Origin of the sequence: Christensenella sp. (assembly GCF_034927525.1) — a bacterium.
Lineage (GTDB): Bacteria > Bacillota > Clostridia > Christensenellales > Christensenellaceae > Christensenella.
On record NZ_JAYFPU010000173.1, the window covers coordinates 1 to 13,777 of the forward strand.

Below are 13,777 nucleotides of genomic sequence, written 5' to 3' on the forward strand. Positions count from 1 at the left end.
AAATTACTTTTCCGCAGGCCACCATGCCGCAAACAGGGATTACCCATTATGCAGGAGAACATCAACGCCGGTTTTTGTAACTTTCTTGCACAGGCACAACCAACCAAACGAAATATCTTCCGTTTACTATGCCTTTCATAAAATGATTATCTGCAAGAAATTTTACGCACCGCACTGTCCCCTTCTTTTTTATACTGCTAACTATATCATCTGCTTCTTTCGCCGTCAAGGATTTCTCACAACGCCTCTTTGCATTGCTTCATCAGAGTCTTATATTCCGCCTGCAGCTTGTCGTATGTCTCAAGGACAGGCTTGCACCGTTCCCTGACCGTTTCCATGATCTCGTCAAAATGCGCGGTGATCATGTCCACGGCCTGCGTGTCAAGCTGACCGTTTTCGCTCATCTTCCCAATAATAGACAACGTCTTTTCCTTTGGGAACGCATCCTTATAGCTGCGCACGCCGTTCAGCGCACTCACGATATCCGCCACCGCCACGATTCGCTCGCTTATGCTGAGTTCTTTTGCGTTGAGACCGTTTGGATAGCCTGATCCATCAATTTTTTCGTGGTGCCTGACAGCGATGCGCATGACCTCATGGTCAAAACTGTTCCCCAGTATCTCCGCCGTAATATCTACATGCGTCTGCATCACACGCATTGCTTGTGCGCTCAGCTTTCCTGGAAATTCCAGTATTTCCACAGGGATGCCTATCTTCCCCAAGTCATGGAGCATCGCCCCATAATAAATCTTGTGCATCGCCTTTTCACTGAGTCCCATCATACGCGCCGCTTCATACGCGATCTGCGTTGTTGTGATCGTATGCGTGACCGTATATTCGCTGCGAAAATCGATGGTGAACACGATCATATCGATATACATACGCACTTCCTCGCGCGTGAAGGCGATCTCCCCGATCATTTCTTGAAAGTCGACGGGCACATCGAGCCCTTCCATAATGTGGTGCTTTTCCTCTGCATGAAAGAACAGTTCCACCGCCTCGGATGAAAAGCGCTTGTCCTTCGAACGCTCCAGATAGCTGTTCAGTTCATCCTTTTTGTTTCCGTAGGTCTCCCTGAAGATATCTACACGGTCTGCAAGGAAAAGTATCTGTGCGATCTCTTTATGCAGCGATGAAACGTCCAGCGTTTTCACAAGCTCCATCCGGTCGTAATTTAAGTGATGCAGCAGGATCGCCGGCGCATATGCACCCAGCGGAGAAAGATAGCGTATAAAGAGGTATCCATAAACGGCATGATCCCAGATGTCTTCCGTTTCAAACCGCACCATCTGGTCGATCTCTTCCGTTTTATATGCCCCGATATCATGCAGCAGCGCCAAAAAACATATCTGCTGCTGTTCTTTTAGCGTGTATTTGTTTTGCGTTTGCAGCATTTTGGATACGATAAAGGCAACACGCTTTCCGTGGTCTACCAGCCGTGGGTCTACGCAATTCAGTGTTCTTTGCAGCAAATCACTGATATTGTTGTCATCAATAATCGGCATAATCCATACCCGCCTTTTCCTGTATTTTATCATATCCTGCCGCTGCCTTGCCGTCAAGAAAAAGAGTACGCCAATCAGGTGTTCAATTCATCGTAGATCGCACGATAATCGTCCGCAAAAACACTGCCAGAACGCCAGATAAACGTCAGGTCGTGCGATATATTAAAATTACGCAATTCAATTTTTTGCAGTGTACCTTCTTCGAGCTCTTTTCGCACCGCCGCCTCATACAAAAACGTCACGCCGCAGTTTTCCTGCACCAGCGTCTTGATCGTGCTCAGGTTGCTGATCTGCACCCTGTTTAAAAAATCGTCCACCTGCAGGTTTCTTTCCTCCAGACACTTTTCCAGCACTTCACGCGTACCGCTGCCTGCTTCGCGAACGATGAGCCGTTCGCCAAGCAGGTCTTCGATTGCCTGCGGCTGCTTTAAAAACGTATAATCTTTCCCGCATACGGCGATATATGGCTCCGTCCTGAAAACGATGTAGTCATACTCATTTTTTGCAAAATAGCCTTCCACCAGCGCAAAATCGATATCTCCTTCATCCAGCTGCCCTAACAGCTGTCGCGTGTTTGCCACCTCCATCCGCAACGCCGTGGACGGATGCTTTTTCAGGTAGCGCGCGACAGAATGCGGGATCACAAATTCCCCTACCGTCAGGGTCACGCCAAAATTGAGCTCGTTTTTGCGCGGACTGTCCGATAACTTTTTTTGCAAAAAAAGATTGTCGTGTTTCATAGCGATCATCGCGTTCCGAAGCCGGTCGCCCGCCTCTGTCAGCTCGATTCTTTTTCCGTTTTTTGCAAAGAGCTTTGTCTGGTAATGCTCCTCCAGATGCCTGATATGCTGCGATACCGCGGGCTGTGTAATATTAAGTTCCTGTGCGGCTTTTGTATAGTTCAGGCGCTCGCACACCACAAGAAACGTCTTGATCCTGAAATCCAGCATAGCCATCCCTCTTTTCCCGATCGTTTAAATCATAACATATATTTATCTAAATATAAATATATATAATTTTATATTATTAATATTGCATGCTATAATAAAATCAATTCGGAATGATAAAGAGGTTGAGTCATGGATTTCTTACGAAAGCACACGAAAGGCTTACTGCTGTGCTTAGCGATCGCTGTCCCCGCATTTTTTCTGGGAAAGCTGCTGCCCGTCGTGGGCGGGCCGGTATTTGCGATCCTGATCGGTATGGTGCTGGCGCTGCTCCTTAAAAAAAGGGAACCCTTTCACGCAGGCGTCAATTTTACATCAAAAAAAATACTGCAATGGGCGGTCGTGCTTCTTGGCTTCGGCATGAACCTGTCGGAGATTTTGCGTGTGGGCGCGCAGTCGCTTCCTATTATTATATCTACGATCGCAACGTCGCTCATCTTAGCGTATATCATGTACCGTGCGATGAAGATGCCCTCGCGCATCTCCACTCTGATCGGCGTAGGCTCCTCTATCTGCGGCGGCAGCGCGATCGCGGCCACCGCGCCTGTCATTGGCGCCAACGACGAGGAGATCGCACAATCCATCTCCGTTATCTTTCTCTTTAACGTCGTTGCCGCACTGGTCTTCCCTACCCTTGGCGGTGCGCTGGGGCTTTCAAATGAGGGCTTTGGGCTGTTTGCCGGAACAGCGATCAACGACACCTCGTCCGTTACCGCCGCCGCGACCGCGTGGGACGGGATACACGGCAGCAATACGCTCGATACCGCGACCATCGTCAAGCTGACGCGTACGCTCGCCATCATCCCCATTACGCTTGTATTGGCGTTTGTGCGTACCCGTCAGGAGAGGAAGCTGGAGGCGAGCGAAGGTGTTAAGGTAAGCTTCAAAAAAATATTTCCGTGGTTCGTGCTGTTCTTTGTACTGGCCTCGGTCGTCACCACAGTATTCAACCTTCCTGCGTTTGTCACCGGGCCGTTAAAAGAGCTGAGCAAATTCTTTATTATTATGGCTATGGCGGCGATCGGCCTGAATACCAACATCGTTAAGCTTGTGAAGACAGGCGGCAAACCGATCTTTATGGGGCTCATTTGCTGGATCGGCATTGCGGCTGTGAGTCTCATGATGCAGCATATATTGGGTATCTGGTAATTCTGCGGTCATCAAAAAAGCAGGGCGACTGCCCTGCTTTTTATTTTCTAATTCACAGTATCCCGAACCTTTTTGCGTGATACCAATGGATGCCGATATGCCCGATCCCTAAGATCACAGCAAACAGGATCATCCACAGCACCTGACCATAAATGCCAAGAAGCAGGAACGCCGCGACCGGAAAGACCGCCAGCGGAATGGGTATTCCGAAAAAACTACGATACATATATCTCGCGTTCTGTTTCCCCTTGAAATAACGAAACCAGCAAAATTCATACAGGCCCATCAGCACGAATGCGACGACAAGCCATATGCTCCAGGGCGTAAACGGCACAAAATTGAAATTACTGAACATCAGCGCGCATACGATGCACCCTACCTGCCCCATACGTTCCAAAAGCAGCAGCACGCCATTTTCTCCCTCGTCGCTAAAATCCGCCGGAACGCGCCTCATAAACAGAATATTGGGAACAATCAGCAGCAGAACAAAAATCAATCCGACATATGAAAATCCCAGATGCCCAAACATATGATCTCTCCCTTACCAGAACAGCTTAGGCTCCGTCCTTAACGAAAGCCCTTCTTCCAACTCCCTTTTATGGTACAGATACCCCGCATCATCGTAGTACCTCGCACCCTGCGGACACTTTTTGATGCACGCACCGCACTTGATACAAATACCAGTATATTCCCGTACATTTTGATAGTCAATAGACCCCATCGGGCAAACGTCCGCACATATCTTACAGTCGTTACACGCATCACTTAAAAGCGGCTTTACCTTGCGGATATCGACAGCGTTCCCGGCACGGTCACGCGGCACAAAATATCCGCGGTAGGGATAAGGCGTTCCATCCACCGCAATATCCATCTTCGATACGCGCTGCAGGGCCGCGGCTTTTTTTGCTGCCGCCTGTGCAAACGCCTGTACCTTTTCCATATCCGCCTCGTCCGGCCTACCCTTGGCGAGCACATCCGAAAAGGCATGTTCGCCCACAAACGCCGCCGCGGCGACAGGCAAAAAACCATTGCCCCGCAAAATATCCTTCAGCTCGATGAGCGCATCGTCAAAGTCCCTGTTGCCGAAAAGCACGACCGGCACACACAGCGCGCCATTTCCGCGAATGGTCGCTAGATATTTGAGCAGCACATTGGGTACGCGCCCCGCATAGACGGGAACGCCAAATATGACGATATCTTCCGTGTTAAATGTTTGTTTTACTTCGCGTCCCGTGGGAAGTGTAAAGTCGAATACCTTATATTCTGCTTTCAAGTCCCGTGCCATTTTCTGCGCCAGTGCCTCTGTAACTTTTTTTGTTGTGCCTGTGGCGCTGAAATATACCGCCCAAACCTTTTTCATATCCATCACAATATCAGCATCGCGTCGCCGAAGCTGAAAAACCTGTATTTCAGCCCGACCGCCTGTTTGTACAAATCCAGTGTCTCTTTTTGTCCGCAAAACGCGCTCACCAGCATCACAAGCGTGGACTTTGGCAAATGGAAGTTGGTGATAAGCGCATCCACGACCTGCCACGCATATCCCGGATAGATAAAAATATCCGTATCTGCGCTGCCCGCCTCTACGAGGCCATCTTTTGCCGCGCTTTCCAGCGTACGTACGGACGTTGTACCTACAGCGATCACCCGCCGCCCTTCGCGCTTGGCCGCATTGATCTGTTCCGCCGCACCGTCGCTTATGCTGTAGTATTCCGAGTGCATGATGTGGTCTTCTACCGTATCTTCCTTCATTGGCCGAAACGTTCCAAGCCCCACATGCAGCAATATTTTTACAATGATCACACCTTTTTCTTCTAATTTCTCCAGAAGTTCAGGCGTAAAATGCAGACCCGCCGTCGGGGCTGCCGCGCTGCCATCCTCTTTTGCATAAACCGTCTGGTAGCGCTCCTTTTTTTCAAGCCGCTTTGTGATGTAAGGCGGCAGCGGCATATTGCCGTATTGATCGAGTATTTCTTCGAATACGCCGTCGTATTCGAACTGTACCTCGCACACGCCGTCCTCTTTTTTTTGGAGAAGCCTTGCGCACAGGCCGTCTCCAAAATCAACATAGTCGCCCAGCTTTAGCTTCCTGCCCGGCCGCATAATGACGTCCCACGTATCCAGAGACAGGCGCTTTAATAACAAAAACTCGAAATCGGTATCCGTCCCGCGCTTCTTGCCATACAGGCGCGCGGGGATGACCTTTGTTTCGTTGAGCACCAATACATCGCCCGCCGCAAGGTACTCTGCTACGTCATAAAAATGCTTGTGCTCTGTTTTTTGCGACGCACGGTCATATACCAAAAGCCGCGAATGATCCCGCGGCTCGATGGGCGTTTGTGCGATCAGCTTTTCCGGCAGATCATAGTCAAAATCCGATGTTTTCATAGTGTACTATACAAACTAGAACAGCTTTGTTTGTCCTTTATTAGCGTTGTTTTGCGGCAAAGGCAAGCCCATATGCCGGTATGCGTTTTCTGTCGCACAGCGTCCGCGCGGCGTCCTCTGAATGAACCCCAGCTGCAGCAAAAACGGCTCGATCACGTCTTCGATCGTACCCGCTTCCTCGCCGGTCGTCGCTGCAAGCGTATCGAGCCCCACCGGCCCACCGCCAAACTTTTCAAGGATCGCTTCCAGTACCAGCCGGTCGGAATGATCCAGCCCAAGATGATCGACCTCCAGCAGCTGCAGACCTTCGTCTGCCGCTTCCTTGGTGATCACGCCTTGCGCACGTACGTCGGCAAAGTCGCGCACACGGCGCAGCAGCCTGTTTGCAATACGCGGTGTCCCACGCGAGCGGCGAGCGATCTCTTCAGCGCCGTCTTCGTCCACATGGATATCCAATATTGCCGCCGACCGTTTGACGATCGTATGTAGCTGGTCTGCATCGTACATCCGCAGGCGGTTGATGATGCCAAACCTATCCCGGAGTGGCGACGTCAGCATGCCCGCGCGCGTCGTCGCACCCACCAGTGTGAATTTTGGCAGGTCAATGCGCATGGAGCGCGCAGACGGCCCCTTCCCGAGGATGATATCGAGTGCGTAATCTTCCATCGCGGGATAAAGCACCTCCTCTACGCTGGAATTGAGGCGGTGTATCTCGTCGATAAACAGCACGTCCTTATCCGAAAGGTTGGTAAGGAGCGCCGCCAAATCCCCCGGCCGCTCGATCGCGGGGCCGGAGGTGATGCGTATATTGACATTCAACTCCTGCGCAATGATGTGTGCCAGCGTTGTTTTTCCGAGGCCGGGCGGGCCGTAAAGCAATACGTGGTCAAGCGCCTCACTACGCATTTTTGCCGCCTCGATAAAGATGGCCATTTTTTCTTTTACTTTATCCTGACCGATATATTCGTCTAAGCACTGCGGCCTGAGCGTCGCATCCGCAACGATATCCTCGGTCATTTTCATCCCGGAAACAATACGGGATTCTTCTTCGTCAAAACTCAAGTGTTACCCCTTTCAGCTCACCCCGCAGGGATCAGCACCTTGGAAATCTCGGCAAGCTTGTCTCTTGTCGCGCCCTGCGACATCGTTACGGAGTACGTTGCATCCGTCAGTTCGTCATGCCACATCGATTTTCCTTCTTTGCCTTCATTATAACTTACTGTGAACGGGTAATCTTCCCATGTCAGGTCTTCCGTATTTGCAAAATCGACAAACATGCCCGAAAGGTCTGTTTCCGGCGCGCCGGCGATCATGCGGTATGTGTAGGCATCACCATTCCATGTAAACATCACCTGCGCCGTCTTATCACTTTCCATCACGGAATACGAAACGTCTGTCGCGCCTTCGGGCAGCGCGCTCATCGTAAGGCCTGTCAGAGTTTTCACCTCTTGTGCATCTGCAACTGTTTTCCACGGATTCGCCATGCCTGCCGTCTCCTCCGGCTGCGTGCTTTCGGGCGAAGGCGTTGCGCTTTCCGAAAGCTCCGGCGGTTCTGAAGGCGCGGGAATTTCGCTGGGCGCCGCTTGCTGCTGCGCGCACGATACCAAAACCACTGCCAACAATGTTACCAATATGACCGTCAATACTCTTTTCATATTTTCCTCCTATTATTTACCCATTCTTTTGAGTGCGAGAGAAACAAGTTCTTCCGCGCTGTCTCCCAGGCTTTTAACCGCTGCGATCGCCGCGACGGCCTCCTGCCTGTTGTATCCCAATCCACAAAGCGCGGCGACAGCTTCTTGCGCCGCGTCCTGTGTAAACATCTCCATATCCACGCCGTCGCCGACCGCATCCTCGATATCTACCTTTTCCTTCAGTTCTAAAACAAGCCTTTGCGCGGTCTTTTTACCAATGCCCGGTACGGCGGCAAACGCTTTGTCGTCGCTGGAAATGACCGCCGCAGCGATGTCATTGACCCGCATCACACACAGCACGGAGGCCGCGACCTTGGGGCCTACCCCGCTGATGGTGATCAGCTTTTCAAACATCGTTTTCTGCTCTATGGTAGCAAAACCGTAAAGCGTCATTTCCGCTTCCGCCACTTTCAGATAGGTATACAGCTTGCCCTGTTCGCCTGTTTTCAGCGCATTCAGAGAAAATGTATCCGTAAAAATCTGGTATCCTACGCCGTTTACGTCGATGACTGCGTAATTTTCCGCCTTCTTAGCCACTTCACCGGCAATATATGCATACATAGGGTAGCTCCTTACTTGATTTTTGTATTCAATATTCCCGCCGTACGCGCGCTGTGCGCGTGGCAGATCGCCACTGCGACCGCGTCCGCCGCGTCGTCCGGGCGGGGGATATCCTTTAGGGACAACAGCGTCTTTACCATGATCTGTACCTGATGCTTGTCCGCCCGTCCATAGCCGACCACCGCCTGCTTGATCTGCAAGGGGGTATATTCGTACAGCTCCTCCATGCGCTCGGAGGCTGCGACAAGCGCCGCGCCCCTTGCCTGGGCGACGTTGATGGCTGTTGTTACATTCTTATTGAAGAATAGCTCCTCAAACGCCACGCAATCCGGATGGAACATATCGATCAACTGGCCGATCCCCTGATGTATTTGCTTGAGGCGGATCGGAAACTGCTCCTTTGCCTCGGTCAGTATCGTGCCGTAATCAACGAGAGCCAGTCTTGTCTTTTCATCGCAGCTCACAACGCCGTAACAGACGGTCGCAAGCCCCGGGTCTATTCCTAAAACTATCATTTTATTTCCTTCCACACTATACGCTCTAGTATACATGATTTCACTTTATTTCGCAATTTTCCGCTTACTGAAAAAATTTTATATTTTTATAAAATTACCTATTGCATAATTATTCATTTTTATGTATAATTATAAATATAAAATGAATGAAACGCCTGCAAACAGGCTGAATAAAAGGAGTTTTGATATGAAACAGTATAACAAAGTAGTTCTTGCATATTCCGGCGGCCTCGATACGTCCATCATCATCCCGTGGCTCAAGGAGACATACGGCGTCAAAGATGTGATCGCGGTGTGCGGCAATGTCGGGCAGGGCAAAGAGCTTGACGGCCTGTATGAGAAAGCAATCAATACCGGCGCTTCGGACGCATACATCGAAGACCTGACAGAGGAATTCATCACCGATTATGTATTCCCCACCATGCAGGCGGGCGCAGTCTATGAAGGTAAATACCTGCTCGGTACGTCGTTTGCACGTCCCGTCATCGCCAAAAGGCTGGTCGAGATCGCCAAGGAAGTGGGCGCAGACGCGATCTGCCACGGCGCGACAGGCAAAGGCAACGATCAGGTGCGTTTTGAGCTGACGGTAAAGGCGCTTGCACCTGAGCTTGATATCATTGCTCCCTGGCGTATCTGGGATTTGAAATCCCGTGAAGAAGAGATCGAATATGCGCAGGCGCGTAATATCCCGATCCCGGTAGACAAAGAGCACAACTACAGCATGGACGCGAACATCTGGCACTTATCGCACGAGGGCGCAGACCTAGAGGACCCGTGGAACGAGCCCAAGGACGATCTTTATATGATCTGCAAAACGCCGGAGGAAGCGCCGGACAAGCCGTGCTATTTCACGATCGAATTTGAAAAGGGTATCCCCGTCTCCATCGATGGCAAACAATACGGCCCAGTGGAAATGGTCACGAAATTGAACGAGCTTGGCGCGGAAAATGGCGTAGGGATCGACGATCTGGTGGAAAACCGTCTTGTGGGCATGAAAAGCCGTGGCGTGTACGAAAATCCGGGCGGACGTATCCTCTATACGGCGCACGCTGCGCTAGAGATGCTGACGCTCGACAAAGACACCTCCCACTATAAAGAAGGCATTGGCGCAAAGTACGCCGAGCTTGTGTACGATGGCAAATGGTTCTGTCCGCTGCGCGAGTCTCTCGCCGCTTTTGTTGAGGAGACGCAAAAGACGGTCACAGGCACCGTGCGCATGAAGCTTTATAAGGGAAATTGCGTGCACGTGGGGATCCAATCTCCCTATTCGCTGTACATCGAAGAATTTGCAACGGTCGGCGAGGTTGAGGTCTATGACCACAAGGATGCGGAAGGCTTCATCAATCTGTTCGGTCTGCCGCTAAAGATGCGCGCGCTTGCATTAAAGGATAAGGAAATCTAAATAGCAGATACCAAAACGGCCTGGTCATGTACCGGGCTGTTTTTTTGCTATAACATATTGACATTCATCTATGTATCGTTTATCATATACATAGATAATTATCTATGTGAGGTTTTTATGAGAACAGATTATACGAAGTATGCGGCTGTACTAAAAGCCATTGCAGAGCCTACGCGGCTTGAAATCGTGGATATGCTTTCGTGCGGCGAATTATGCGCCTGCGTGATTCAGGAAAAGTTTGACATCACCCAGCCCACGCTTTCCCACCACATGAAAGTTTTGTGCGACAGCGGCGTCGTGATTCCCCGCAGGGAAGGAAAATGGACACATTATTCCCTTCATAACGGGCGTTTGCAGGAAATCCGCGCGTTTATCGATCTGCTGAGCGTCACAGAAAAAAATTGTATTTGTAAGGAGAAATAAACCATGAGTAAAGATATCAAAGACGAGATCAAAAAGTATTACGGCGGCCTTGCGAGCGAAGTCACAGCAGGCACAGGAGAAGCGCCCTGCTGTTGCTGCAAGCCGCAAAAGAGCCAGATATTATATGACGACGAATATTTAGAGGATTTGCCCGAGGAAGCGTTGAAAGCTTCCATCGGCTGTGCCAACCCTATCTTTTTGGCCAACATCCAGCCGGGCGAAACCGTGCTTGACTTGGGAAGCGGCGGCGGGATCGACGTACTGATCTCGGCGAAGTACGCGGGCGAAACGGGCAAGGTCTACGGCCTTGACATGACGGACGAAATGCTCGATCTGGCGAACGAAAACAAGCAGCGAAGCGGCAGAAAAAATGTTGAATTTATCAAAGGATATATCGAAGATATTCCGCTTGACAACGATACTGTCGACGTTGTCACCTCCAACTGCGTCATCAACCTAAGCGAGGACAAAAGCGCCGTGCTGCGCGAGGCCTACCGCGTGATCAGGCCGGGCGGACGCGTAGCCATTGCCGACGTGATCGAGCTGAAAAAGGTGGAGGCCGACCTTAGGAAAAATGCCCAACTGTGGGTGGGCTGTATTTCCGGTGCACTTTCCATCGAAGAATATACGCAAAAGCTTGAGGATGCGGGCTTTAAGAATGTTGAGATCACCGTCGTCGATTCCTATACCAAGGAATTCCTGCGTGAATTTGCACAGAACAAGGGGCTCAGCTTCGACCTTTCGGACGAGGAGGCAAACGAGCTTGACAACGCTTTTGCCAGCGCTTATGTCAAAGCATATAAATAGCAACTTTCGATTGCCCGCTTGACACCCACTTTTCCCTTTGCTATAATAGCAAACAGTTGAATAAACGGGGAGAAGTTTGCACCGCCGGGTGTCCCCAAAAGATTTTTCGTATTGTTAGGCCTGTGGATACGCACAGGCCTTTTTTTATTGGTAAGGAGAGTAACTGTTATGCAAAGCATAAGCAATGAAAACATCACAGCCACCTTCTTCAAGTATGTTTCGCTGAACGTGCTCAGTATGTTCGGTCTGTCCCTCTATGTACTTGCGGATACCTTCTTTGTCGCGAACGGCGTGGGGCCAAGCGGCCTCGTCGCGCTGAACCTCGCCATCCCCGTCTACAGCTTTATCAACGGGCTTGGGCTGATGATCGGCATTGGTTCGGCAACACTTTTTTCCATCGCTATCGGCAAAGGCAAGCGCGATTCCTTAAACCGCATCTTTACGCAGGCGTTTGTCGTGGCTCTTGTATGCGGCGTCGTCATAACTGTATGCGGTCTGCTCTTTAACCGCCCGTTTGCCATTGCACTCGGCGCGGAGGGCGAGCACATCATCGAGATGACGTCCACTTACTTAAAAATGCTCATGCTTTTCTCGTGCGCGTTTATTTTGAACAATCTGCTTGTCGCGTTCGTGCGCAACGACGGCGATCCCCGCCTTGCCATGATCGGCATGCTGTCCGGCTGCCTGTTCAATATCGTGTTCGACTACATCTTCGTATTCCCCATGCAGCTCGGCATCTTCGGCGCGGCGCTCGCAACGGGCGTTTCCCCTATTGTGAGCATGGCGATCCTGTCGCTGCATTTCCTGCGCAAAAAGAACAGCTTCAAGCTGCAAAAAACCAAATTCAAAGGCGCGGAGATCCGCAAAACGATATTCACCGGACTTCCTTCCTTCGTTATGGAGGCTTCGTCCGGTATCATCATCATTGTATTCAACCTGACCATCCTGCGCATCGCGGGCGACCTCGGCGTGGCGGCATACGGCATCATCGCCAATCTGGCGCTCGTGTGCATTGCCATCTTTACCGGCATTGGGCAGGGCATCCAGCCTATTTTAAGCCATTCCTACGGCGCCGGACGGATGGATCACGTGCGGCATATCTACACCGGCGGAGCGATCATTGCTGTCGTCCTCGGCCTTGTGTTTTTCCTGATCGGGCTCTTTTTCCCGTCGCAGATCGCGTCCATCTTCAACAATGAAAACAACGCACAGCTTGCCGCTCTCACCGTGGACGGCCTGCGCATCTATTTCTTTGGTTTTGTCTTTGCGGGGCTCAACATCGTGACTACCTCGTTCTTTGCTTCCATCGCGAAGCCCCGTCCCTCGTTTGCCATCTCCGCGCTGCGCGGCTTTGGGCTCATCATCCCGTTCGTACTGCTGCTGCCCAACTTCTTTGGCCTGAACGGCGTATGGATGGCGGGGCCGGCGACCGAGATATTGACGCTTGTGTGTGCGCTGCTCCTCGTGCTCCACTTTTTCAGGAAACACCATGCCCCAAAAACGATTTCTGCGGCATAAAAAAGGCCGGGCGTCTACCCGGCCGGTTCTTTCATATGATCGCTTCGATATCTTCGGAGATCATTTCCCCTGTGTATGCCGGCGAGTAGCGCTGCACAGCGTTGCCCTCGCGGTCGATCAGGAATTTCCCAAAATTCCATTTGATGTCGCTGTCCTCTTTGTTGCGCGCCAGCAGCTTTACCTTTTTCTCAAACTTTTTCGATTGCTCGTCCCCTTTATCCTCAGGGATTTCTTCCTTGAGCCAAACATAGAGCGGCGCGGCGTTCTTCCCATTCACATCGATCTTCTGGAAGCGTGGAAATGTCGTGTTGTAGTTGAGCGTACAAAACGAGTTGATCTCCTCGTCCGTCCCCGGCGCCTGGTGCATGAACTGGTTGCAGGGAAAGTCGAGCACCTCGAGGCCTCTGTCTTTATATTTTTCATACAACTGCTCGAGCATCTCATATTGCGGCGTCAGCCCACATTTTGTAGCGGTATTTACGATCAGCAATACCTTGCCTTCATAGTCTTTGAGTGAAACGTCGTTCCCTTTGTTGTCCTTTACAGTAAAATCATATAGGTTCATTTGTTTTCTCCTTCCGGTCGCCATTGGTTTGTTATTCGTATTGATAAACAGCATTGCCCTTTGCTACGCAATCAATTTCAAAAAACAAAAAATCCGGATACCAGCGATATCCGGATTTTCATATATTTATGCCCTAATTCTGCGAGCCCTGTACAAACGGTACGTCCGTCGGTACCTCGCCGACGCTCCAGTTGTCCGTACTCACTATGCTGTTAGGATCGATATCCGGCCTTTCACTTGGCAGCGGCGCAAGCTCCAGCTGTTCGCGGATGGAGGCTGTTTTTTCGTCGTCCGCAACCCCCGAAC

General features: G+C 50.9%; 15 protein-coding genes. 5 read left to right on the forward strand and 10 right to left on the reverse strand.

Going from position 1 to position 13,777, the window contains the following annotated elements:
* Positions 1-236: 236 nt before the first annotated feature.
* Positions 237-1,505, reverse strand: coding sequence for an HD-GYP domain-containing protein (locus VB081_RS06985; RefSeq protein WP_323400110.1), 1,269 nt, complete (start codon positions 1,503-1,505; stop codon positions 237-239).
* Between the two features lie 74 nt (positions 1,506-1,579).
* The gene (locus VB081_RS06990; RefSeq protein WP_323400111.1) at positions 1,580-2,455 is read right to left on the reverse strand and encodes a LysR family transcriptional regulator; all 876 of its coding nucleotides are present in this window, start codon (positions 2,453-2,455) and stop codon (positions 1,580-1,582) included.
* Between the two features lie 129 nt (positions 2,456-2,584).
* On the opposite strand from VB081_RS06990, the gene VB081_RS06995 reads away from it, so the two are divergent.
* The gene (locus VB081_RS06995) at positions 2,585-3,601 is read left to right on the forward strand and encodes a YeiH family protein (protein WP_323400112.1); all 1,017 of its coding nucleotides are present in this window, start codon (positions 2,585-2,587) and stop codon (positions 3,599-3,601) included.
* A gap of 52 nt (positions 3,602-3,653) precedes the next feature.
* Here VB081_RS06995 and VB081_RS07000 read toward each other — a convergent pair whose 3' ends face one another.
* Genes VB081_RS07000 through ruvC form a run of 7 tightly spaced genes read right to left on the reverse strand, consistent with a single transcriptional unit; the run spans position 3,654 to position 8,756 of the window.
* The gene (locus tag VB081_RS07000; protein ID WP_323400113.1) at positions 3,654-4,130 is read right to left on the reverse strand and encodes a hypothetical protein; all 477 of its coding nucleotides are present in this window, start codon (positions 4,128-4,130) and stop codon (positions 3,654-3,656) included.
* 12 nt (positions 4,131-4,142) lie between these two features.
* A complete protein-coding gene (locus VB081_RS07005) occupies positions 4,143-4,967 on the reverse strand; it encodes an EFR1 family ferrodoxin (protein WP_323400114.1) in 825 nt (274 codons plus the stop codon).
* The gene (queA, locus tag VB081_RS07010; protein ID WP_323400115.1) at positions 4,967-5,986 is read right to left on the reverse strand and encodes a tRNA preQ1(34) S-adenosylmethionine ribosyltransferase-isomerase QueA; all 1,020 of its coding nucleotides are present in this window, start codon (positions 5,984-5,986) and stop codon (positions 4,967-4,969) included. Before queA ends, VB081_RS07005 begins: the two co-directional genes overlap by 1 nt.
* Positions 5,987-6,001: 15 nt before the next feature.
* A complete protein-coding gene (gene ruvB / locus VB081_RS07015) occupies positions 6,002-7,009 on the reverse strand; it encodes a Holliday junction branch migration DNA helicase RuvB (protein WP_323400124.1) in 1,008 nt (335 codons plus the stop codon).
* 56 nt (positions 7,010-7,065) lie between these two features.
* Positions 7,066-7,641, reverse strand: a complete 576-nt coding sequence (locus VB081_RS07020; RefSeq protein WP_323400116.1) for a hypothetical protein — start codon at positions 7,639-7,641, stop codon at positions 7,066-7,068.
* A 12-nt stretch (positions 7,642-7,653) separates the two neighbouring features.
* The gene (gene ruvA, locus VB081_RS07025) at positions 7,654-8,241 is read right to left on the reverse strand and encodes a Holliday junction branch migration protein RuvA (RefSeq protein ID WP_323400117.1); all 588 of its coding nucleotides are present in this window, start codon (positions 8,239-8,241) and stop codon (positions 7,654-7,656) included.
* Between the two features lie 11 nt (positions 8,242-8,252).
* Positions 8,253-8,756 (reverse strand): crossover junction endodeoxyribonuclease RuvC, encoded by a 504-nt coding sequence (gene ruvC, locus VB081_RS07030; protein ID WP_323400118.1) that lies wholly within the window; start codon positions 8,754-8,756, stop codon positions 8,253-8,255.
* Between the two features lie 187 nt (positions 8,757-8,943).
* Between ruvC and VB081_RS07035 the strand changes: the two genes are divergently transcribed.
* The 4 genes from VB081_RS07035 to VB081_RS07050 all read left to right on the forward strand — a co-directional run bounded on the left by VB081_RS07035 (position 8,944) and on the right by VB081_RS07050 (position 12,906).
* Positions 8,944-10,158 carry an argininosuccinate synthase gene (locus tag VB081_RS07035; protein WP_323400119.1) on the forward strand — a complete coding sequence of 405 codons (1,215 nt, stop codon included), beginning with the start codon at positions 8,944-8,946 and terminating at the stop codon, positions 10,156-10,158.
* Between the two features lie 117 nt (positions 10,159-10,275).
* Entirely contained in the window at positions 10,276-10,581 is a 306-nt protein-coding gene (locus tag VB081_RS07040; RefSeq protein WP_323400120.1) for an ArsR/SmtB family transcription factor, read from the forward strand.
* 3 nt (positions 10,582-10,584) lie between these two features.
* Positions 10,585-11,388, forward strand: a complete 804-nt coding sequence (gene arsM / locus VB081_RS07045) for an arsenite methyltransferase (RefSeq protein WP_323400121.1) — start codon at positions 10,585-10,587, stop codon at positions 11,386-11,388.
* Positions 11,389-11,556: 168 nt separating this feature from the next.
* Positions 11,557-12,906, forward strand: a complete 1,350-nt coding sequence (locus VB081_RS07050; protein WP_323400122.1) for an MATE family efflux transporter — start codon at positions 11,557-11,559, stop codon at positions 12,904-12,906.
* A gap of 31 nt (positions 12,907-12,937) precedes the next feature.
* Here the strand turns inward: VB081_RS07050 and VB081_RS07055 are convergent, their stop codons facing one another.
* Positions 12,938-13,471, reverse strand: a complete 534-nt coding sequence (locus VB081_RS07055) for a glutathione peroxidase (protein ID WP_323400123.1) — start codon at positions 13,469-13,471, stop codon at positions 12,938-12,940.
* Between the last annotated feature and the right edge of the window lie 306 nt (positions 13,472-13,777).

What these genes read in the sequence shown, in the direction of transcription:
- VB081_RS06985 (WP_323400110.1), bottom strand. Translation starts at nt 1,505, where the DNA reads ATGCCGATTATTGATGACAACAATATCAGTGATTTGCTGCAAAGAACA.
- VB081_RS06990 (WP_323400111.1), bottom strand. Translation starts at nt 2,455, where the DNA reads ATGCTGGATTTCAGGATCAAGACGTTTCTTGTGGTGTGCGAGCGCCTG.
- VB081_RS06995 (WP_323400112.1), top strand. Translation starts at nt 2,585, where the DNA reads ATGGATTTCTTACGAAAGCACACGAAAGGCTTACTGCTGTGCTTAGCG.
- VB081_RS07000 (WP_323400113.1), bottom strand. Translation starts at nt 4,130, where the DNA reads ATGTTTGGGCATCTGGGATTTTCATATGTCGGATTGATTTTTGTTCTG.
- VB081_RS07005 (WP_323400114.1), bottom strand. Translation starts at nt 4,967, where the DNA reads ATGGATATGAAAAAGGTTTGGGCGGTATATTTCAGCGCCACAGGCACA.
- queA (WP_323400115.1), bottom strand. Translation starts at nt 5,986, where the DNA reads ATGAAAACATCGGATTTTGACTATGATCTGCCGGAAAAGCTGATCGCA.
- ruvB (WP_323400124.1), bottom strand. Translation starts at nt 7,009, where the DNA reads ATGAAAATGACCGAGGATATCGTTGCGGATGCGACGCTCAGGCCGCAG.
- VB081_RS07020 (WP_323400116.1), bottom strand. Translation starts at nt 7,641, where the DNA reads ATGAAAAGAGTATTGACGGTCATATTGGTAACATTGTTGGCAGTGGTT.
- ruvA (WP_323400117.1), bottom strand. Translation starts at nt 8,241, where the DNA reads ATGTATGCATATATTGCCGGTGAAGTGGCTAAGAAGGCGGAAAATTAC.
- ruvC (WP_323400118.1), bottom strand. Translation starts at nt 8,756, where the DNA reads ATGATAGTTTTAGGAATAGACCCGGGGCTTGCGACCGTCTGTTACGGC.
- VB081_RS07035 (WP_323400119.1), top strand. Translation starts at nt 8,944, where the DNA reads ATGAAACAGTATAACAAAGTAGTTCTTGCATATTCCGGCGGCCTCGAT.
- VB081_RS07040 (WP_323400120.1), top strand. Translation starts at nt 10,276, where the DNA reads ATGAGAACAGATTATACGAAGTATGCGGCTGTACTAAAAGCCATTGCA.
- arsM (WP_323400121.1), top strand. Translation starts at nt 10,585, where the DNA reads ATGAGTAAAGATATCAAAGACGAGATCAAAAAGTATTACGGCGGCCTT.
- VB081_RS07050 (WP_323400122.1), top strand. Translation starts at nt 11,557, where the DNA reads ATGCAAAGCATAAGCAATGAAAACATCACAGCCACCTTCTTCAAGTAT.
- VB081_RS07055 (WP_323400123.1), bottom strand. Translation starts at nt 13,471, where the DNA reads ATGAACCTATATGATTTTACTGTAAAGGACAACAAAGGGAACGACGTT.